Origin of the sequence: Vibrio aquimaris, from assembly GCF_009363415.1 — a bacterium.
Lineage (GTDB): Bacteria > Pseudomonadota > Gammaproteobacteria > Enterobacterales > Vibrionaceae > Vibrio > Vibrio aquimaris.
Map to the genome: position 1 here is coordinate 1,948,755 of NZ_CP045350.1, position 22,082 is coordinate 1,970,836.

Annotated in this window: 17 protein-coding genes; 7 read left to right on the plus strand and 10 right to left on the minus strand. The window is 41.8% G+C overall.

Translation table 11 applies throughout. The features are described 5' to 3' along the window. Position 1: 1 nt before the first annotated feature. Genes mfd through FIV01_RS09090 form a run of 3 tightly spaced genes read left to right on the plus strand, consistent with a single transcriptional unit; the run spans position 2 to position 4,879 of the window. A complete protein-coding gene (gene mfd, locus FIV01_RS09080) occupies positions 2–3,463 on the plus strand; it encodes a transcription-repair coupling factor (protein ID WP_152430716.1) in 3,462 nt (1,153 codons plus the stop codon). A gap of 52 nt (positions 3,464–3,515) precedes the next feature. After that, the gene (locus tag FIV01_RS09085; RefSeq protein WP_152430717.1) at positions 3,516–4,289 is read left to right on the plus strand and encodes a peptidoglycan binding protein CsiV; all 774 of its coding nucleotides are present in this window, start codon (positions 3,516–3,518) and stop codon (positions 4,287–4,289) included. 44 nt (positions 4,290–4,333) lie between these two features. After that, entirely contained in the window at positions 4,334–4,879 is a 546-nt protein-coding gene (locus tag FIV01_RS09090; RefSeq protein WP_152430718.1) for a GNAT family N-acetyltransferase, read from the plus strand. A gap of 212 nt (positions 4,880–5,091) precedes the next feature. Here FIV01_RS09090 and FIV01_RS09095 read toward each other — a convergent pair whose 3' ends face one another. From FIV01_RS09095 to FIV01_RS09110, 4 genes are all read right to left on the minus strand, one after another. Beyond that, positions 5,092–6,327: an anthrax toxin-like adenylyl cyclase domain-containing protein gene (locus tag FIV01_RS09095; protein ID WP_152430719.1), complete on the minus strand. Its 1,236-nt coding sequence runs from the start codon at positions 6,325–6,327 to the stop codon at positions 5,092–5,094. A 673-nt stretch (positions 6,328–7,000) separates the two neighbouring features. After that, positions 7,001–8,341: a S8 family serine peptidase gene (locus tag FIV01_RS09100; protein WP_152430720.1), complete on the minus strand. Its 1,341-nt coding sequence runs from the start codon at positions 8,339–8,341 to the stop codon at positions 7,001–7,003. A 105-nt stretch (positions 8,342–8,446) separates the two neighbouring features. Further along, entirely contained in the window at positions 8,447–8,683 is a 237-nt protein-coding gene (locus tag FIV01_RS09105) for a hypothetical protein (protein ID WP_152430721.1), read from the minus strand. 465 nt (positions 8,684–9,148) lie between these two features. After that, the gene (locus FIV01_RS09110; RefSeq protein WP_152430722.1) at positions 9,149–9,808 is read right to left on the minus strand and encodes a glutathione S-transferase family protein; all 660 of its coding nucleotides are present in this window, start codon (positions 9,806–9,808) and stop codon (positions 9,149–9,151) included. A gap of 122 nt (positions 9,809–9,930) precedes the next feature. Here FIV01_RS09110 and FIV01_RS09115 point away from each other — a divergent pair, with 122 nt between their 5' ends. After that, positions 9,931–10,509 carry a TetR/AcrR family transcriptional regulator gene (locus FIV01_RS09115; protein ID WP_152430723.1) on the plus strand — a complete coding sequence of 193 codons (579 nt, stop codon included), beginning with the start codon at positions 9,931–9,933 and terminating at the stop codon, positions 10,507–10,509. A gap of 177 nt (positions 10,510–10,686) precedes the next feature. Here FIV01_RS09115 and FIV01_RS09120 read toward each other — a convergent pair whose 3' ends face one another. Further along, the gene (locus FIV01_RS09120; RefSeq protein ID WP_152430724.1) at positions 10,687–11,976 is read right to left on the minus strand and encodes an NAD(P)/FAD-dependent oxidoreductase; all 1,290 of its coding nucleotides are present in this window, start codon (positions 11,974–11,976) and stop codon (positions 10,687–10,689) included. Between the two features lie 464 nt (positions 11,977–12,440). On the opposite strand from FIV01_RS09120, the gene FIV01_RS09125 reads away from it, so the two are divergent. Then, a complete protein-coding gene (locus tag FIV01_RS09125; RefSeq protein WP_152430725.1) occupies positions 12,441–12,896 on the plus strand; it encodes a lysozyme inhibitor LprI family protein in 456 nt (151 codons plus the stop codon). A gap of 47 nt (positions 12,897–12,943) precedes the next feature. On the opposite strand, the gene FIV01_RS09130 is transcribed toward FIV01_RS09125, so the two are convergent. Next, positions 12,944–15,265, minus strand: coding sequence for a phosphocholine-specific phospholipase C (locus tag FIV01_RS09130; protein WP_152430726.1), 2,322 nt, complete (start codon positions 15,263–15,265; stop codon positions 12,944–12,946). A 350-nt stretch (positions 15,266–15,615) separates the two neighbouring features. On the opposite strand from FIV01_RS09130, the gene FIV01_RS09135 reads away from it, so the two are divergent. Beyond that, positions 15,616–17,094, plus strand: a complete 1,479-nt coding sequence (locus tag FIV01_RS09135) for a BCCT family transporter (RefSeq protein ID WP_152430727.1) — start codon at positions 15,616–15,618, stop codon at positions 17,092–17,094. Positions 17,095–17,158: 64 nt separating this feature from the next. Here the strand turns inward: FIV01_RS09135 and FIV01_RS09140 are convergent, their stop codons facing one another. Beyond that, positions 17,159–18,496: a hypothetical protein gene (locus FIV01_RS09140; protein ID WP_152430728.1), complete on the minus strand. Its 1,338-nt coding sequence runs from the start codon at positions 18,494–18,496 to the stop codon at positions 17,159–17,161. Continuing rightward, complete coding sequence (locus tag FIV01_RS09145; protein ID WP_152430729.1) at positions 18,486–19,919, minus strand: T3SS effector IpaJ family cysteine protease; 1,434 nt, start codon at positions 19,917–19,919, stop codon at positions 18,486–18,488. Before FIV01_RS09145 ends, FIV01_RS09140 begins: the two co-directional genes overlap by 11 nt. Positions 19,920–20,392: 473 nt before the next feature. Here FIV01_RS09145 and FIV01_RS09150 point away from each other — a divergent pair, with 473 nt between their 5' ends. Beyond that, the gene (locus FIV01_RS09150) at positions 20,393–20,575 is read left to right on the plus strand and encodes a YqaE/Pmp3 family membrane protein (protein WP_152430730.1); all 183 of its coding nucleotides are present in this window, start codon (positions 20,393–20,395) and stop codon (positions 20,573–20,575) included. Between the two features lie 80 nt (positions 20,576–20,655). Here the strand turns inward: FIV01_RS09150 and FIV01_RS09155 are convergent, their stop codons facing one another. Together FIV01_RS09155 and ycfP are read right to left on the minus strand one after the other, a co-directional pair. Continuing rightward, positions 20,656–21,408 (minus strand): hypothetical protein, encoded by a 753-nt coding sequence (locus FIV01_RS09155; protein ID WP_152430731.1) that lies wholly within the window; start codon positions 21,406–21,408, stop codon positions 20,656–20,658. A 106-nt stretch (positions 21,409–21,514) separates the two neighbouring features. Continuing rightward, entirely contained in the window at positions 21,515–22,051 is a 537-nt protein-coding gene (gene ycfP, locus FIV01_RS09160) for an alpha/beta hydrolase YcfP (protein WP_152430732.1), read from the minus strand. Positions 22,052–22,082 lie beyond the last annotated feature (31 nt).

Sequence of the window (22,082 nt, forward strand, 5' to 3'; positions counted from 1 at the left end):
TATGCCTATTACATCACTTTTCAATCTGGTCAGTTCATCTGGAGCCGGAGATAAAAAACAGGTCGGTAATTTGCAAGGTGCTAGCCTAGCACTTGCGGTTGCTGAACTCGCTAACCAGCATGATAGCCATACCTTATTGGCTGTCGCGGATCCACAAACGGCCCTTAAGCTGTTACAAGAAGTCGAGCAATTTACCGATCAAGAAGTGTCACTGTTTCCAGATTGGGAAACGCTTCCTTACGATAGTTTCTCACCCCATCAGGAAATTATTTCTGATCGCATTGCCCGTTTGTATCGCCTTCCCACCCAGAATACGGGCATCACGATTGTGCCAATCAGCACATTATTGCAAAGACAGTCTCCCCGAGACTTCTTAATGCAGCATACCTTGATGGTAAAAGTCGGCGATCGCTATTCTTTGGAAAAGCTGCGTATTCAGCTTGAAAAATCCGGCTATCGCCATGTGGACCAAGTGTTCGGTCCCGGAGAATACGCAAGCAGAGGCTCGATTCTCGACCTTTTCCCAATGGGTTCTAATGATCCATTTCGGATTGATTTTTTTGATGACGAGATTGATACGATACGCACTTTTGACCCTGAAAATCAGCGCTCGATTGAAGATGTTCAAGACATCTGTTTGCTCCCAGCTCATGAGTTTCCTACTTCGGAAGGCGCGATTGAAGACTTTCGTATCCGCTGGCGCCAGCGCTTTGAAACTAGAAGAGAGCCCGAATCTGTTTATGTCCAAGTCTCTAAAGGGATCTGGCCTGCCGGAATAGAATATTGGCAACCTCTATTTTTCGATCACACAGAAACCTTGTTTGACTATATCGCAGATGATAGTCAACTGATCACTGTCGGCGATTTAGAAGGCGCAATAGATCATTTCCTATCAGATACAGAATATCGATATGAGCAGCGTAAAATCGATCCATTACGCCCCCTACTTCCACCTGAAGAGCTGTGGCTTAAAAAAGATGAATTGTTTAGTCACTTTAAGACCTTGCCTCAGGTGCATTTATCGACAGATGCCATCGTAGAAAAGCAGGGCCGGGTAAATCCAACCATCCAAGCTTTACCTACACTTGCTGCCCAGCACCAAAACAAAGAGCCATTAGCCGCACTGCGTCAGTTCAGTGAATCTTTTGCTGGTAAGGTCATGTTCTCTGTCGAATCCGAAGGTCGCAGAGAAGCTTTATTGGAGCTTTTACAGCGCATCAAACTTCGTCCTGTTGAATTTGATAGCTTTTCTGCGGCGATACAGGCTGACAGTAAATTCGCCTTAGTCCTAGGCGCGGCAGAACATGGGTTTCTGTTTGGCGATCAACAACTGGCGCTGATATGCGAAAGTGACTTATTAGGCGATAGAGTGATCCAACGTCGCCGAAAAGATCGCAAAACCACCAACAGCGATGCTGTTATTCGTAACCTTGCAGAACTCAAATCAGGTCAGCCCGTTGTCCATATCGATCATGGAATTGGGCGTTATATCGGTTTGCAAACGCTTGAAGCCGGTGGCTTAAAAACAGAATACGTCACCCTAGAATATCAAAATGAGGCAAAACTCTATGTACCAGTAGCGTCTCTGAATCTGATCAGTCGCTATTCTGGAGGCGCTGAAGAATCAGCACCTTTACACAAGTTAGGAGGAGAAGCTTGGGCTAAAGCTCGGCGCCGCGCCGCTGAAAAAGTACGTGATGTTGCCGCAGAGCTGCTCGATGTCTATGCCAAACGCGAGCTAAAGCCAGGGTATAAATTTGCGCTCGATCGCGACCAATACGCCACGTTTAAGGCGGGTTTCCCATTTGAAGAAACCGACGATCAGTCCATGGCGATCAACGCCGTGATGTCAGACATGTGCCAAGCCAAAGCAATGGATCGCCTCGTGTGTGGTGATGTTGGCTTTGGTAAAACAGAAGTTGCCATGCGAGCTGCGTTTGTCGCCACAGACAATGGCAAGCAGGTGGCGGTTTTAGTCCCAACAACATTGCTTGCCCAGCAGCATTTTGAAAACTTTAGAGATCGTTTTGCCAACCTACCAATTCGGGTTGAAGTACTCTCTCGTTTTAAAACCGCCAAAGAACAAAAACAAGTTCTTCAAGATATTGAAGCAGGTAAAGTAGACTTAGTGGTCGGAACCCACAAGCTTTTATCCGATGACATTAAGTTTAACGATCTCGGTCTTCTAATTGTTGATGAAGAACATCGCTTTGGTGTCCGTCAAAAAGAGAAAATGAAGGCAATGCGAGCAGATGTCGACATACTGACCCTCACCGCAACACCAATTCCTCGAACACTGAACATGGCGATGAGTGGCATGCGTGATTTGTCTATCATAGCCACGCCTCCAGCCAGACGCTTAGCGATCAAAACTTTTGTTCGCCAGCACGACACTGCTGTTGTTAGAGAAGCGGTTCTGCGTGAAATTATGCGTGGCGGCCAAGTTTACTTTTTGCATAATCAAGTCGAAACCATTGAAAAAGTGGCAGCCGATCTAGAAAAGTTAATCCCAGAAGCTCGAGTCACTGTCGCTCATGGTCAAATGCGTGAACGCGAGCTTGAGCGGATCATGAATGATTTCTACCATCAGCGTTTTAACCTCTTAGTGTGTACCACCATTATTGAAACTGGTATCGATGTCCCAACAGCCAATACCATCATAATGGATAGAGCTGATAACCTCGGGCTGGCTCAATTACATCAATTGCGCGGCCGAGTTGGGCGTTCACACCATCAAGCTTATGCCTACTTACTCACCCCCCATCCAAAGGCCATGACTAAAGATGCAACCAAACGCTTGGATGCCATCGCCTCGCTGGAAGATCTTGGGGCAGGCTTTACGCTCGCGACACACGACCTAGAAATCCGTGGCGCTGGTGAATTGCTTGGTGATGAGCAAAGTGGTCAAATTCAATCTGTTGGCTTTACCCTTTACATGGAAATGCTTGAGCAAGCGGTTGAAGCATTGAAAGACGGTAAAGAACCTTCTTTAGATGAACTATTGCGAGAGCAAACAGAAGTGGAGATGCGCCTGCCTGCTTTGCTCCCTGACGACTACATCCCAGATGTCAATACACGCTTATCTATGTACAAACAGATAGCAAGTGTCTCTGAACCCTCAGAATTGGAAGATCTCAAAATTGAGTTAATTGACCGCTTTGGTCTTTTACCTGACGCAACCAAAAACTTACTCTCAGTGTCTGAAATTAAACTCGAAGCAGGCAGCCTGAAAGTGAAGAAAGTTGAAGCCCATGACAAAGGTGGATTTATTGAGTTCTATCCGGATGCTGACATTAATCCGACCTATTTAGTTAAACTATTGCAATCACAACCACAAAAATTCGCAATGGAAGGCCCAACTAAGTTTAAGTTTACGGTACCATTAGTGGACAGACGTAAGCGGATTCAATTTGTCAGTGATATGTTGGGAGAATTCCGCCGTAACCTTCTACCACAAGCCTGATGAGTTCAGGCTTAATTAATTCAAGGTGATCGCACCTTATTTTGGAGTTGCAATGAAAAAGCTGATCCCACTACTACTTCTCGTTGTCGCTATGCCTTCATGGGCACAGCGTCAATTTGATATAGAAGTGATCATTTTTAAACGCGCATTAAATCCGGAGCAAACTGCCGAGTCTTGGCCAGATTCTCTTCCTGAGCTATCAATGGATAAGGCCGGCTATTTAAATGATACCAATTATCGTAGTCGAAAAGGGGTCACTCGTTTACCTGCTTCCTCATACAAACTGACTCCTCAAGTGAACAAATTAAGAAGTCATGCTGGCTTTGAGGTTCTCACCCATATGGCTTGGCGACAAGGAGACGGTAATCGCTATCGTGCACCAACCTTCCGTATTAAGGCAGGACGAGATTTCTCTGGACAGTTTAACCCCGATGGCAGCCCTAAAGGTGCAGACACAGGAACCGAAGTCATTGATGGCGTCACTGAAGAAAATATTTCTCGGCCTTTGTATGAGCTTGACGGCAAGTTACAAATCTACGTTGAGCACTATCTCTATGCAGATGTTCAACTTGACCTCAAGCGGTCCACGACTCGGGAAGTGAAACTGGAAGACAACCCATTGGTGTTTACTGAAATCAGTAACCTAGAAGGCGATGACACAGTACAAGCAGGTATGATGGAAAACATCACACCAAGGATTCATACCGAGCAGTTTCTTAAAAGCTACCGCATGGACCAAAAAAGACGCATGCGCAGCACTGAAACTCACTTTTTGGATCACCCATTACTTGGGGTCATCATTCAAGTAAGACGCGTACCTGAGTAATTGTTGTACACTTAACCTGCTGTTTGTTCATCTAAAAGGGTGTTATGAAACCAGACTATCAGATTATTACCGCCAGATTGGTTTTAAAATTGATACCTCAAGAAGATGACGAGCAGCTCACTCAGTGTGTCCTCTCCTCGCCCGGTTTACACCGATGGATAGACTGGTGTCATCCGGCTTTTTCACTCGATGATGCAGAAAAGTTTATTCTTGCCACTCGCCTCAATTGGGTAAAATCCGAAGCTTATGGATTTGGTCTTTACACCCGTAAAGACCATAGCTTTATCGGCATGGTTGCAGTCAATGAGCTTTACCACACTTTCAATATGGCCAGCATAGGCTACTGGCTTGGCGATGCTTATCAAAAGCAAGGTTACGCAAAGGAAGCGGTAGACGCACTGGTTGAGTTTTGCTTTTCAATTCTCAAGGTTACTCGCATCGAAATCGTATGCGACCCCGATAATGTGCCAAGTCAAAAGCTTGCCAAGTCATGTGGGGCGAGTTTTGAAGTCAGCGCGCCCAATAGATATATCTATAATGGCTTGCCCAAACAGGGCTTGGTTTACGCTATCCTTCCACCCGAATCTTAAGTTCTAATAACTCCATTTGATTCTCTTCAGATACTGAAGGCATTAACATTAGTTACTCATAAAATATTATTCGAGTTAAACTCACAATAAGGGGAAAAGATATAACTAATAGTAATGAAACAAACATCGAAATTTTTAATAGAATATAAAGTGCCAAGAAGACATACTCTTATTAGCTCATCGATAAGCGGGGCTTTATCTTTGTGGAAAGTTTAATTGGTACTTGTTTTCCTAGCTTGCAAAAAAGTACTAAGATTTCGAGATGCCTCTTCGAAGCTTAGACTCCTCGCTTGAGAAACTTTCCGCTCCCACTTAGGATTAGTAGGAACAGAAAAGCCATGGGTTTTAGCGTGCTTTACAAACACAGCAAGTTGGTCTGCGTTTTCTATTATATGAACAGTTTCATAACCTACCATGCCTTCAGGCATAAATACAGTAATCGGATAATTAGAGGCTGTATCGGTGGCTGGACTGCCTGAATCAGCATTATGATGAACTACTGGATTTCCATTTTTCCCAACCGTTGCCAAGTTTAGCTTATCGATCATCTTGGCTATTCTTGGTGTTGCATTACCAATTGCTTGGCCAGAACTACCTTTAGTTTCATCTTCTTTGGCAAAAAAGTGCCCAGGAGTAAATTCTTCTCGTTCTTTCTCTCTGAACCTCTTTTTATAGGTTTCAGACACATCGCTATAATGCACACGCTTAACCGGTAGATTGTCCTCTTTAGCCAAATCAAGATGCTCTGCTTTAGGAGCAATAAACATTAGATCGTAGTCTGCGGTTAGTGGCTGGTTAGTTTTTGGGTCAGCAAGGACTTTAAGAGGCTTTCCATTGTGTGAGATCTCAAATTTGTCACCTTTTTTCTCAGCCTTATATTCAAGCCCGGCGGAAGTGATTTTAAGAATATCATCTTTACCCTGTACTTTTTCTACCGCAATAGTTTTATTACTCACCAACCAACCTAGACGGGCCTGAGACAAGCTTAAGTTAACCGCTACTGCATCGCCTTGGTTTAAGCAGCTTTGGACACTTGCATTGTATTTTTCGACTTGCTGTTGAAACTTTGGCTTATCATTTTGAAGTGTGGTGTGGAGCTTACTAAAGTTTTGATCTACACAGATAAAGCCAGCTTGGGGCCCATGGTTAGAAGACTTTCCTTTTATGGCAAAACCTTTCGTTGGGTACCCCTCCTCTATTAGCCCAGTTGACATTCTATCCACAGGACGAAAAGAGATGATCTGCTGGGTCTCGTGAGCAACTTGTTGTAGCGGCAGCAGATGGGTTTTAACTATGCCAGACTTCTCGGCTATATTGTCAATCAACTGATTAGAAGTTAACGGTTTATCCTCTCTCAGTTCACTAAAGCCTTGTGCTTTGAGCAAAGATTTAAATGGATCTTTTTCTGGTTTTTTCGGGGGCAGAGTTAATGAAGACTCCTTATTCACTGCAGCCCTAACATGCTACGACTTTGCGTCACTAGAACCATCCAACGAAACCGACCTTGTGTGACCTAATCGACTTATATGGGGTATGGATGCTGGAAACTTTGGCATTAAAGACACTTCTGTTTTTGGAATAAATCCTATGATTTGATAAATATAAATTAGCAATCTATCAATAAGTAAAAAACAGAAAAAAAGTGAAATCGATTGAACGGAGATTTTAACTAGAAGCCGTAACAGTAGCGTACCAACAACGAAAAGTAGTTATCCCAATGAGAACAATATATTAAATATAGATCACTCTCGTAAGGACACTTTGCCTGTAACAAAATAATTTCCAATCGTCTGGTAACTGTGGATAGGAATAGCTAGCCGAGGAATAAATCTAAAAAAAGATAAAGAATAGAGAACGTGTAGGAAGATACACAAAGGTGCGTGTCCAATTCGAAGAGCTAATTAAAGACACACTAAAAGGGCTTAGGTGATCCAGATAATGTGCCCAGTCATGCGGGATACAATTTGAAGTCAGCGCGCCTAATCGATATATCTATAATGGCTTACCCAAACAGGGCTTGGTTTACGCTATCCTTCCGCCAAAACCTTAGCCGCAAGAAAAATGACCCAAAGAGCGCTTTCTTCGAGTCATAAGCGAGTTAATCGTTTATTTTACTGAATTCTATTTTGGTTGATGCCCTAAAATATAGGCTAATGCTTTGTCAGCATCGACCAACCCTAGCCCTGTATTCGATGCACCCAAGTCAGAAATACGAGTGTTTATCTTAAGTGCCTGAGTGACCTTGCTGGCTGCATTTGATGCTTGTTGAGGATGGTATTCTTGATAGGCCTGCCATAATAATGCACTTATCGCGGCAAGTTGCGGCGCAGCAAAAGAGCTGCCTGATTCAAAGTTGCCTGTCGACCAAGTATAAACTGCATCAGCGGGTGTGCTGAGACTTGTCGATACAGCCAAAACGTTATCGCCCGGAATCGTTGCACTTAATGCGATTTGATGAGAAAAAGTGTCTAGATTGATGGCCAGCAAAAGATTATCGTTATCGGTATAAATGCTGGGCAAAAATTCTTTAATTAAGCCTAAATCATAGGAAAATAAATTTCCGGTCGCCCTCAAACCAAGACTTTGCCTTAACGGGGTGACATTCGACTCTAAGTCTGTCCCTGTATTACCAAGAGATTTGGTGACGATTGTGCGACTGAGAATATGACTTAGCTGCTGAGAAAACTGTGGATCTAACTCGTTATCAAGAGCGAGAAAAGCGCGACTCATATTGATGATGTGGATATCCGTTCTACTTTGGAGATAAGTCATAGCTTGATGGTAAGTACTCGATTCAGCACTTATGGGAATAATCGTGGCCTCAGGCGCAATAGCAAGAATAACATCAATCACAGAGTTGCCATGGTTAAGCTGTACCGGATCGCCAAAACTTTGTATGGCTTGTATATTGGCATTTGGATAGTGCTCAACTTGCTTGGCGAGCAATACAGGATCAAATAAGTCAAACACAGCAATTTTAATATTTGCCCCTTTATATGCATTTGTAAGAGCATGAGAATTTAAATCGAAGCTCGGATGTACGCTGAGTACGAGCTGATTGATCCTATGCCTGAGATTATTGATTGTAGATTTAGCTTTATCGAACTCAACTTGATTGCTTGTCTGGTACTCCTCTGATTGAAATGATAATAACAATGTCGCCAAATCTAAAAAATCAGTTATTTTCTGCCCCCAACGATGCATGTCAAGTTCATTAAAAACATAATTAGCATTTATCTTACGATAATCGATATTACTGTAGTTTTGTAATAATAAAGAAACCTCTTCTTCCCATGTCCAGAAGGTAATGCGCTTTAATGTTTCCAGCGCTGCTTGATCCTCGGCTTGATTATTTGAAGACGGGTATTCACTTGCTGATATTGGAAAGACATTAAATAACAAAACCAACAATAAAACATTGGTGAAGCGATTTGTTTTTTTATAATTAAATCTATAGAACATACACTAGTCCTTGTGCGTCATTGTTCCAATTATGTTATATGGTTAGATGTCGATGTCAAATTTAAATAATAAACGACGCTAAATGATACCTAATTTATATATTTGTTAGGCGGAGACCTTTTGGGATTTATTCCATTTCATCAAAGACAGCATATATAGGCCCAGTAACACATCAATTACTCCACAAAACTCAGTCCACCATGATGGTGCCACCGAGTGACTATATATTGTCGTATGTATGATGTCATAAATACCATGACCAATGAATGCTTGTGCCAGCAAGGCTAAGCTTTTCATCCGACTTATTTTATACGCTAGTCCTGCCGAGGCGATAAAAAGCATACCAACAATTACCTCATAGAACAGCGGATAATAATCATTCGAATAGACGGAAAAGCACCAATAGTAAACTGGGAAAGTCGCCAATAAAATCGGTTATGCTATGTTGTAATTTTCATGACCAGTTTTTTTAAGATAGAAGATCACAAAGACAACAACAGAAGCCCCTACTGCTAATGCGTAGTAATTTATCATGAGTTGTTATTCCTAACATTTTTAATAGCCAATAAACTAGCCCGAGAACTCGGAACACACAAGATGTATTAGAAGTGATGTTGAAAAGCCGTAGCAATATTCAATAAACATCTCCCCTTAAACCTAAGTCGCAGACAACATATTTCAAAATTGGTCGAACATCAAGACAATAATAAATTTGATTTAGACAATTTATTTTTCTCTTTACTGGTTTGTCCGATACTTTGAAAAAATGGATTAATTTTAAGAGAGGCACTTAAGAATTACGGTGTTCTAGGCCCAGCTATTTATCTCTGCTGCAATTAAAACCTCCTGGCCACTTTTTCGACAGCGCATCCTTAATAGGTAGCTCTCAAGTTTTGGGTATAGAATAAAAAATGCTTTAGCATCTGAGAGTTTTTCTAAATAATCTAGAATCGGTGTTAGAAGAGCATCTGCTATGCTATACCGTTCACCACATATAAAAGAGTTATCACCCAATTGTTGATTCAAAATGCTGAAAGTTTCTTCAACTTTAGGTTTGGCTTGTTCAATTTTGTCCCAGCGGATTTCTCCATCTCTACCCTTTGGAAAACTAAATTCTAGTAAATAATCCCTTATCAGAGCCTTGTCGATATAGGTAGAGATGCCTGCACACCATTGGTCTACTTGAGCTCGTTCAAAGTGGTGACTGGGTTGGAGATTCTTACTTGAGAATTCACTATCCAAATAGCGACAAATAGTGGCAGATTCAAACACTTTCCGTTCGCCATGTATTAGAATTGGGACCTTACCGAAAGGGTGTAACCTGTAATGAGTAACGCCTTTATACTCCAGAGAATAACCTGGAAAATCGAAACCAAGACTGTAGTTAATTCCTTTTTCTTCACAACACAAAGCAACGGCACGAACAAAAGTACTGTATTGCGCACCAATAATGTAAACACCTGACAACTTACTGTAACTCCGTAGTTTTTTTGTTATGAACTCATGTTAAATCCCCTCAAAATATGTTCAAGAACATATTTTGTATTAGAATGACACGTCCAATTCTTTGACTTTAAATGAGATTATCAATGCCTTGGAAGCCGCAACATACGCTTGATACACGAGAAAAAATCCTATCAAGTGCTGCTAAATTATTTACTCATAGAGGTTATGACGGAGTGGGCATCGACGAAATCATGTCTGATGTAGGCTTAACTCGAGGGGTATTTTATATGTACTTTTCTAGTAAGTCAGACCTCTATTGTGACGCGCTTTTAAAAGCTGCGCAGCATAGCCGTAACCAGTTATTACTTCATTGTAAGGGTGATGACGGGCTACTTGAACAGGTCGAGCAATACCTTAGTGTCGAGCATAGAGAAGGAAAGCATGCCTATTGCCCACTAGCCTACTTGGTAACAGACATAGCCCATCAGGACGAAAAAGTAAGAGACACTTACACTCAAATCTTTCAAAAGTTTGTAATGCAAATTCAAAATCAAGGCAATGGAGCAGTTAACCACAGAAAAGCCATACAATCAGCAATAATGATGATTGGAGGACTGGCTGTATCTAGAGCCTTAAACGACGATGAATTAGCTAAAGAAGTTCTAGTATCATGTCAGAAACAATTAGATACGAAAGATGATTTAGTCGAGTATCGTGAGTAAGGACCGAGAAGAGAGCTACTCGCATTGTCCATACAGCAGCTTTTCATTGAGGTAGAGGTCATACCGCTTGTGGCCTCCCACTTATTGAGTCTTTTAAAAAAAGCGGCATACCAAAGGTATACCGCCATTAAGTCTTTCCCTGCAATACTAGTGTGTTCGCGTATCAGCAGGCGCTTCTTAGTGAAGCTTTAGATTTGGGCGTAATACTCGGTTAATCCTACCCATAAGAATAATTAACGCAGTTTTGAATACGCCATGCAGGGCCATTTGGTGCAAGCGATACAGGGAGATATATACCACTCTAGCGATTCGACCTTCAATCATCATTGATCCTTTGGTCAGATTCCCCATCAAGCTGCCGACTGTAGAAAACTTACTTAAAGACACCAAAGAGCCTTTGTCTTTATAGACATAGGGCTTGAGTTCGCGACCATTAAGCTTGGCAACGATATTGGAAAATGCTCTACTCGCCATCTGATGGGCGGCTTGTGCTCTTGGTGGCACGAAAGAGCCATCGGCCTGAGTGCATTGGGCCAAGTCTCCGATAACAAAAACATCGTCATCTAAGGTCGTTTGCAGAGTCTCTTTGACAATCAGTTGGTTGATACGGTTAGTTTCAAGGCCAGCGATATTTTTAACAAAATCTGGCGCCTTAATTCCTGCTGCCCAGACCATGATTTGTGCAGGGATTTTTTCACCCTCTTTGGTCATCAGTCCATCAGGGCAGGCTTCGGTAACCATAGTTGTGGTGCGGACATTGACGCCAAGCTTAGTTAATTCTTGATGCGCTGCCGACGAAATACGAGTTGGCAGCGCAGGTAGAATGCGCTCGCCAGCTTCAATTAAGTTGACGTTTAATTTGCTTGAATCTAAGTCCCCAAAACCATAAGTTCGAAGCTCTTTTACCGCATTATGAAGTTCAGCGGATAGCTCGACTCCAGTTGCACCCGCGCCTACAATGGCAATATCAACCGAACCATGACCATGCTTAGCATGCAGCTTCAAGAACTCATTGTTCATTTCCGTTCTGAATTTGGATGCTTGGTCTGTACTATCGAGAAAAATGCAATGCTCACGTACACCTGGAGTATTGAAGTCGTTAGAGGTAGAGCCCAGCGCCATAATCAGAATGTCGTACTCTAATTCACGACCTGGCATTAACAACTCATCATGTTCATCTTTAAGTTCGCTAAGGGTGATCACCTTTCGCGCTCTATCGATGTCTTTGAGACTGCCCATTTGGAAATCGAAGTGATGATTTTTAGCATGAGCACGATAACTCAGTGCATCGACCCCTTCATCGAGCGATCCTGTTGCTACTTCATGCAACAAAGGTTTCCACAAATGACTGGCTTTACGATCCACTAGCGTCACTTTCGCACGCCCTTTACGGCCTAAGGTCCGGCCAAGTTTGGTAACAAGCTCTAAACCACCTGCACCGCCGCCCACTACGATAATTCGAGTCACAGCAACTATCCTCTAGAAAAATAAAAATAGGTGTCGAGCCGATATCTCGCCTCGATAAAATTTGCTTAATTTCTCGCCAGCCTGCTCTAATTAGATTGAGTCTTACGGCAATCAAGGCGTGTAGAGGTTTTATTTATCAAGTAAGCCACGTTATTCAAATAATGTTTCGCCTTCGAAAGGCTTTCAAGATTTTAGTCTTGCTTGGGCAAGTTTTGACTTGCTCTCATTTTTTGATTTTTATCAACATCCTTATGATAGAAGTCATTATATAGGGCAGGATAGGCCGCGCAACTAAAGATTGTCTTAAGGGGCGTGAAATTTCATTGATTGACCTATAAAAGTTTCACTTACCGTTTACCTTTGCTCAGAGACAAATATCATCGCTGATTTCACCTCTACATTCATGGTTTTTTGCTATTCGATTATTTAGTATAGTTAGACGTCACAAACCTTGAGTTCACTCCATGATGAGACCATACACGCTAAAAACACTGCTCATTTTGTCCTCTTTTTGGCTTGGTGGATGTGCACAAAGCACCCAAGCTGTCGAGCCAAGCCGTACCGAACTCAGCACTGAAACACAAGGCTCAAAAGAGCCTGCCAAAACACAAAGAAGCGCTGAGTATATTTCCTGCTCTCAAAAAGCCCTAGCAAGATTGGATTACACTCGCTGCCAGAGTGCCGAGTTACAAAGGGAAGACGTTCTCTTAAACCAAGAGTACCAATCGGCAATTAAGCGAATCCAAACCTTTAGGCATGAAGATTTAAAACATATGCAAAATTTATGGATTAAGTATCGTGACGCAAAATGCAATTTTTTCTATCACAAAGAGAGCGGTTCTGGTGGGCAAAATGACGCGATGGACTGTTACATCGACATGAGTCAGCAGCGAACTGATGAGCTTAAAGCACTCTTTTAAAAGTAGGCCTTACACAGTATAAACTATACAAGGCCTTAGTATGGGTTTTACTGATTTTGCAAAGCTATTAGCTCAGGCTCTTGGCTAAAGTTGCCCAGTTCGGGATCAGTACAAGCTTTAAAATTATGCTCATGATCAACTTCGATGCGACCAGCCGCTTGGAGAGAAAAGTTACTACTTGTACTCGAGGTGATCAAAATATCATACCAATTGTGCTTTTTCGCTTTATAGCGAATGTGTTCTACTTTGCTTGATTTAACTATAAATGTCTGCGGCTTTTTACCATAGACATTATCAGAAATAGTAATCTCTTGATCTTGTTTGGAGCGATTTTCAATCTTTATCGATAAATGAGGATCCTTCTTTCCTGATCGCTTTTGTTTATGTTCAATGCTGATATGTGGCATCTCTTTATGGTCAGCCGAATTCCCTTTTACACGACGAATAAAACCGTTGGGACCATAAGTCATGAGGTCAAAATCTGTATGTTCCCCTATTTTCCATTTGTCCGAAACTGTCGGTTCAAGCAAATTGCTGCCTTTACCCCCTACCGTATATTGACGCGGCATTGTCATGTCGTAAGGACTATCTTCCGGTGCAAGAAATTCATTTTGTTCTGGCTCATTTTTAGCAAGGTAGTTATACGTTTGATAGACAATACCTTGCTTCCCTAAGTTATGGCACTCTAGCCCAACCGCACTTTTGGTAAACCTTATGTCGACTTTCGGCTCATAGGGTAATTGGCATGATGGCCGAGAACCATTTGGGTTAACTACTGGCAACCCAACAAGGTTCATCTGAGGTTTTTTCCGTTTACCATCTTCGGTATATCCTGATTGGCCAGCATGTTCTTTTTGGGCATCAAGAGCAGCTTGATATTTTTTCTCCGCCTCCTCAAAGGACACTTGTTCTGGCTCGCTGTAATCACCTTCGCGGTGGGAAAAATCGAAACAACTCGTCATGTCACCACATACACTCCTCCTCCACTCTGATATGTTGGTTTCTTCCACACCCGTTACTTTCTCTAGAAACTGTAAGACCGAAGTATGGTCGAAAACCTGAGAGTTGATGTTTCCACCAACACTCCATGGAGATACAAGATAACAAGGTACGCGAGGTCCAAGCCCATGTGAGGCATTGTTTACGAAATCACTCACATCTCGGGATAGAGCGATACCGCTGTTATACTTTCGATAGTCAACATCATAGTAATACTCGTTATTAGTGCTTACGTTGGACTTACCATAAACCATGCCATTTGGAGTCTTATGGGGTACGGAAGGAGGAGGCATATGGTCAAACAAACCATCATTCTCGTCGAAATTAATGATAAGTACCGTTTTTGACCATACTTCCGGATCGGACGTCAATATATCTAATACTGCTGAAGTGTACGCCGCTCCTTTGGTTGGAGTCGAGCCCGATGGATGTTCGGAAAATTCTTGCTCTGTAATTATCCAAGTCACTTTTGGTAAGCCTTCGGCATAGAGTTCTTCAAACAGATCAATTGAGCGCTTTTCTTTATCGTAATCTTCACCAATTCCTTTTTGGAAGATAGGATCACTCTGATTCTCGTTGTTTGCCTTTATAAAGCTTGTAAACCCAACCAGTGGGTTATCGCCAAAATTATTATTACGATTCTGAAGTACTCGCCATGAAACCCCCGCTTTTTCAAGCCTTTCGGGGTACGTTTTCCAATCGTAACCATCAGCGACATCACCCCAGCTATCATGGCTATTGGTAATGGCTGGACCATGTTTTTTTTGGTGTGGGTCTATCGTACCAGTCCAGTGCATCACTCTATTTGGGTTAGTGCCAGTTTGTGTTGAACAATAATAAGCATCACAGAGTGTAAATGCCTTAGCAAGCGCAAACTGAAACGAGACTTCATTCTCAGTAAAATACCCCATGGTGCGATCCGTTTTATGGGGTAACCATTGGTTCATTTTGCCATGATTATACGCATATTGTGCATTGTCGTAATAATGAGGGGTTCCCGCAAAATATTCATAGCCCATGTCTTTATCAGTACTGAAGTACCAAGGGAGTAGCGTTTTCTTGTATGTATCGTCATTGTCTGGATTTTTGTTATGTTGATTCCATACATAATCACCATTTGTTTGCACTAAGGGGAACCGATCCGCAAAACCACGAACGCCAGGCATTGTTCCAAAGTAATGGTCGAATGAGCGGTTTTCCTGCATTAGAATGACAACATGTTCTACATCTTTAATTGAACCATGCTTTCGACTCGCTGGGATAGAAAGCGCCCTATCAATGCTTGCAAAAACATTTGGTGAGGAAGCGACTGAAGCAGCACTAATTGCCGCTGTTTTTTTAATGAATGTACGTCGATTACAATTAATCATTGTTAGTCCTGTCTAGTTTAACGAAAACGTATTCTGTATTTCGAACCAAGAATTTAGGCCTAAGAAATGACATATTGATTAACTTATTATTTACATAAAGTTATTGACAGAAATTTAACTTCTCAATCCCCAAGGTAAACTCAAAACAAAAGTTAAACCGCACTCTCCTTGCCTAGTGTGCTCTATCACTCAATTGTCCCCATCAATTAAAGCTGAGTCATGCTATACACGCTGATTCTATTTCGATATCGGAGAACCGTTAGACATGAGGGACCAAATTAAGGTAGTTTTACAGACCCTGTCGATCGCCTAACTGTGATCACAAAAAACCAGAAACCATGGAGTATGAGATGAGCGTTTTAAAAACATCAGTACGCACGCAAAGTGTTAGACTAGATAGCTCAGCTGTGAGTATTATTGTTATCTGTGTACTTATGTTTGTTTTTGTCTCCTTTCCACAGGTCACCATTAGCTATCTCGCTCATCTAACTCAATCAGCGATTAACCAATTTGGCCTTGATCTGCTACTTATCTCAAGCTTTATGGTGTTGCTCGTTGTCGGACTCAGTATAAGCCCAGTAGGCAAAATACGTTTGGGTGGGGAATTAAGCATACCTGAATTTAGCACATCAAGTTGGCTCGCAATGTTGTTTACCGCTGGGATGGGCTCTGGTCTTATCTTTTGGGGAATTGCTGAGCCCTCTTTTCATGCCGCTAACTTGCCTGTATTTGCACAAAACTTAGGAGATAATACCGACACAGCCTTGGCAATTACTTATTTCCATTGGGGGATACATGCATGGGCGATTTATGCCATCACAGCACTTGCTATCGCGTGGTTTAGTTACAATAGAAAGCGCACCTTACACATATCATCGACATTTACTTCTAAATCAAAACGAGGTTGGTACTCTGTCGTCGATTGGATGGCTGTCATTGCGATAATATTTGGTGTTGCTGGCACGTTTGCTAACGCTATTGCACTGATTCAAACCGGCTTAGAGCAAACGTTTTCAAGGTCCATAGATTCATTCTCTTTTCGATATAGCTTGCTTATCGCCATTGCAATCTTGTTTACCGCATCATCCTTATTAGGACTGCAAAAAGGCATTAAGCGGCTAAGCCTTTTCAATACAGTAATTATGCTTGCTATGGTTATTGCAGTATTCGTCCTTATCGACCCGATACAAACTCTAATTCGAATCACTTCATCATCGCTCGCTTATATCCAGCTTTTACCAAAAGTCTCTTTTTCCATCGAGCCTCAGTCTCACAGCTGGAGCCTAGGTTGGACTATCACGTATCTAGTATGGTGGATTGCATGGGCTCCTTTCGTTGGGCCTTTTATCGCAAGGATCAGTAGAGGTAGAACCATTCGGCAGTTCTTAGCCTGTGTCGTGCTTATTCCAACCCTAGCTTCCATTATTTGGTTTAGTACTTTTGGAGGCGCTAGTCTTGACAGTGATTTTAGCTCACAGGTCATAGGCTCTGTAAGCAAAGACTACACTCAGGGTTTATTTGTTTTCTTTGAGCATCTGCCCTTGAGTCAAATATTTTCAATCGCAGCCTTAATCTTATTGGTGACTTTTATCATCACAAGCGCTGACTCGGCATTGTTTGTTTGCTCTATGCTAACCAATACTGATAGTAATAGAGCCAAGCTGATATGGGCAATCATTCTAGTCTTGCTCTCGGCGTCACTACTTTATGACAATGATGTTGAGCTTAACAAACAAATAGCCATAGCAGGAGCGCTTCCCTTTACTTTAGTCATAGTACTTCAAGTCATGATTATGTTGCGAGATATACTAAAGCACTCCCAAGTATGATACGCTCGAAGCAAACATCACCAAGATCATGTGATGTTTGCTTTTTCGGCTCCAGATTATGAGCTTAAAACCCTATAAGCTGGCTTAGTGCTTTGACTTCACGGCTAAAGTGAATACTTTGAGCTGGGTAAACTGCATTGTCTCTCACACCACCTCTCACTATATCAAGCTGCACTCGATCTCCAGTATTCCTTGGTGGAAGGATACTCAAACCACTTTCGTGAACCGTCATTTGGCCAGGAAAGCTCCCTGACTTGAGAACTTGACTTGAACCTGGTTTTGCCACACCTCGCGTTTCTTCCATAAGAAGATGGTTGGTATTACTTAGCTGAGCAAAACTTCCATGAGGGAGCCTGCCTTCTACCAGTAACTTTCCTGAAGCGTCATATCCTCTAGCCTCAGAGAAACGAACCGTATCTCGCAGCTGTGGGACAATATTGGCAACACCATTAGAAGACACTCGAGCTAATTGCTGAGCGGACAAATGCTGCGATAGCGTGCTGCCCACTTCAGTACCAATTGCTCTGGTTGCATCTTGAGCAATCGATCGAGTTTGATTGAAGCTAAGACGATTGCCGGAAAACCCTCTTTCGACACTGCTTCTGTGGTTTACACTCTGTGCACTGGCGTTCGTATTTTGCTGCAAAGCCTTTTTCTGGGCTTGCCTAAACTCATATTGTTGAACCATTTCAAGTGAACGCTGTGCTTGCACCGCTTCAATCTCACGAAGGCGAGTTTGCGTTGCGATTGCTTGGCGCTGCTCTTGTTCGGCAATTCTTATTGAGGCTTGACGCTCAGCCTCTGCATATTGCGCTTTTCGCCTCATTGAATATTCAAGGTCCTGCTGCTTGACACGTGCATCTAGAGCAGCTTTTTGTTCTTGCTCTTTAACATGGCTTTTCACTGCCTTGCGTAAAGCGTCGGTTTGCGCATCCGCTGATAACTCACTTATGCCGTTTACCACACGTTCAGCCTTAGATTGAGACAGACCGTGACTTTTCAGTGCTTCAATTTGAACCTGTTTCGTATTCTCTTTTTTTGCTTTTTCTTCACGCCAAGCCGTCAACCTTTTATCTTCTTTTTGTATCATGCCTTCCACCTTACTTTGAGTAAGGGCATAAGGTGTGGGAGACGAGACTGGCTTTGTCGTCTTTGGAGGCTTTCTTGCTAAATCACCCTCAATTTTTTTCTTCAAATCCGCGCCTTCACCAAGTAAGCGACTCATCAATGATGGGCTGCCGATAGACTGCAAAAGCTGCTTTTTGTCCTGAATTGGTACCAAGAGTAATATTGAGTTAGACACACGGCTTGGAGAGTGTCGGTAGATTGTTGCTAGTGCACCGTGTTTGGCTTTTCCGCTGCTGCCAAGAAGGTTTAATTTAGGATTTCCACTAGAGGCCAAGAAGGTTTAATTTAGGATTTCCACTAGAGGCCAGCTGCACGATATCCTGCATAAAAGCGGGCATGGTACTTTCTTTCCTGTCGCGGTAGTCGGAATACATTCTGTCTACTAGAACCTCAAAGCGAGAGTTATTCCCTCTAGGGCCATTTAATAGTGAAATAACCTCGCTTCTATGACCCTTATCCAGAGCTTGGCACAGAAGACTCAACCCACTGTTTCTTATTTCTTTTGCCGCAGGTGTTTCTTTACTATGGTAATACTCATCTTTGTCAGGTAAAAACAAGGCATAGTGCGCAGTGTCTATCATAGCGCGGCTTTCTTTAGGTGAAAGTGGGCTCTCTGACTCAAGCTTTTCCTCAAAATACTGCAAGTTGTGCAATGTATTTGGTATTGAGTCACTTTTAAGTGCTTCTAAGTCGTGAAACGAAGCAGGCCCTTGCATTTGTTCATCATGGGAAGCCGAACACTGATCTGCACCTTCAGCTTTGGAGCTTCCTTGAGTTGATTTATTTCCTTGATCAGAGCTTCCTTCGAACGCCTTGTGTCCTCCCGATGCAGAGCTGCTCTGATGTGATGGTTCATTCGCCCCACGACCACTTGGAGCCGAACCCGTGTCATCATCATCCTTGTCTCGTCTTTGATATTTTTTACTAGACTCGGTATCTACCGCATCATTTTTATCTGGATCATTAGTTTTTCTTTTCTTCAGTTCAGAGTTATCGAGAACAACAGAAATACCAGTATCATAATATCCAATAACTCGACTCGTTTTTTTTGCATTGGCATTTAGTTCATCAAAATTAGCAGCATTCATCCCTGTTCCTGGATCCATATAGCTGCCATCAGGCCTCATGACAACCCAATGCAGTCCAGCAGGAACACCTACTAAGGAAACTGCAACCGCCCTCATACGATAAGCTCCTGCGTCCTCAGGCGTTTCCTTTTGCACCTCAGCGTTCATTCCGCGACATTCTTGCTCCACTTGAGGATAAAAATAGGACAGGGTTGAGGTGAATATCGAACCATTTTTGGTAACTCTGGCATCTAAGCCAAGTAAACGGGATGCCGTCACTATGCCTTGTGGCATAGAATAACCAGCTTTACTCAACTCCTTCTGCTGAGTTCGGTATGACGTCGAGCCACTGGTAATCATGTAGATATCTTCTTCACATGTATTACTTAAACTAAGTTTCTCATCCGTGATAGTAGTTTTCATGTTAGGAATGCCTGGCATGTCTTCGACTCCAAGTTCCTTTGCTGCCACCAACAGTGAACACGCACCGCAAGAGTTTGTGTGAATTTGCTTTCTAGCCAAATGCTCAGTGTTGGCTTGAGTGTGTTCTGGTGCTGTTTTGGATTCACTTGAAGAGGTTTCGAACTGAACTGTATCTGAAGGTGCTGGGGAGCCTATAGAGTTTAACATATGTGGGTATACCTAACTATGAGAACTGGTTGCGTCGCTCCTAATTTAATTACAAAAGTATCATTTTAGATCATGAAAAATCACTACCAATTGTGACTTAACTTGGGCTGACTGGCTAACGAATACGCATGATAAGTTTATTTTAAACCTTACTTCTATATACCATTTAAAATTTAAAACTTTGTATATTTATATGGTACTTTTCAAAAACCATTAACAAATAATATAAATTACTGATTGAAAAAATTTAACGATTGTTATTTAAAATAAAAGACATAATAGGGCCTATACTATCTGAGCGGGAAATTTCAATACTGAAATTAGGGGAAAACTTCAAGATAAAATATAATTAATAGCATAATTAGCATAATTAGCATAGTTTGTAATTGTTCTGTCCATTGACAGAACAAGCGGTTAATAAGAGAATTACTACTCGTTAAATTATTGAAATTAAAATACTTTTAGGATTTTTTATGAATAAATTTTTACTTATCATTTTATGCTTGTTGTTGCCACCTGTTGCCGTTGTGTGCAATCGAGGGCTAGGAAAAGATTTTTTTATTAGTTTTGTACTCACCCTATTCTTTTTCATTCCTGGTATCATTCATGCATTTTATTCTACCATGGAAGTGGCTAGACGAAGACGACGTAGATAAAAACCTTTGTATCTAAGTATTTAACACTGACACACGAAATATCTATTCTATGTGTCAGTTTAATTTATATAAGTTAAGCTCTAGACTAGTTGCCAACCTTTATACTCTATATCACTTACATTAACTACTTCAAATTCTTCATCTTTCGATGTAGGAGATGGACCAGTGTTCCAAACACTAACGATTGCTGGCTTGGTATCTACCCCAGCCCCATACTTTGAATCAAACTTTTCACGATCATCGTCATTATTAAAGTTGTAAACCTTATTAAGTTGACCATCGATAACTGCGCAACCATTTGAGTGATGGATAAAATTCATTGCATGAGAATAGCCTTTATCTTTTACTGGCACAGTAATAATTGCTCGTTCTCCTTCAGCGACTAATTCACTTAATAGTATGGTTAGAGGCTGATCTTTTTCTAGTGTTTGTGACTTTACATTTTCTACATCCATACTAATCGAACCTTGAGCCGTTTCAGTTGCAACAAAGTAGTGGTTAAAGTCTTCTCGAGCCAAAGCATCTAAGTTTCTATCCACCGCTTTACTGCAATAGGTGCAGTTTCGGTTTAAAGCCATTTGGTGATCTTTTATGAGTGATAATGCATTGGCGAACATGCCACTTACTTTATTAGGGTTAGATGATTGAGATATGTATGTTAGAGCAGCATTAAGCCCTCTAGCAGCTTGAGATTGAAAGTCCGCAGAAAGATGCTGCCAGTCTTGGGTACCACTAGTGTAATCCGGATGAAAAGTATAATCTTTTGGCAGAGACAAATCAGATGGAATATCACTTACAGAAAGCGATTCAAAGGAGTCAATTCTTTCTATCATTGCTACCTCCAAGGTATGTTTTATATTACTATCTTGAAGAGATTTATATAGTAACACTTGACCACCCGCTATCCGGTCAATACCTTAGATTAGAGCAAATATTATCTTATCGAAATTTCTCTATTGCCTTTGAATGCTGAGAAATTTTTTTAAATTTATGGCTCTGAGTAGCGTCCCAAATAATATCGTAATAGCTTTCAAGCTCTGCTGACGTTTTCAGGTTATCATGTACTTCATCGTTTTCTGACAAAATAACTAAGCACTGGTTTTTGTTCTTAGTACGAAATTCTTGCACGCACTTAGTCGCAATATCATGGTACTCTTCAGGTCTGTCGATACGCCCTTGCATAGTGAGTTCTGGATGAAGGTTAGGATTAAAGATCACCTGCTTAATCCCACATAGAAATCCAATACGCTCGGACCAGTAACCTCCTAGACCAACACCACAAATGATAGTCTTATTTCTATCTTCTGATTGTTCAATAGCCTTGTGTACTTCCTTGAGAAGATGCTGCATATCATGTTTTGGATGTAATGTACTGTAGTTAACAAAACGAACATCTTGATCAATAAATTGTAGTTGCAAGACTTTTTCGTGGTTGCCGGGGCTGGTAGAGTCAAAACCGTGTAAGTATATAATCATTCTAAGATCCTCTGTTCACTCAACAAATCTA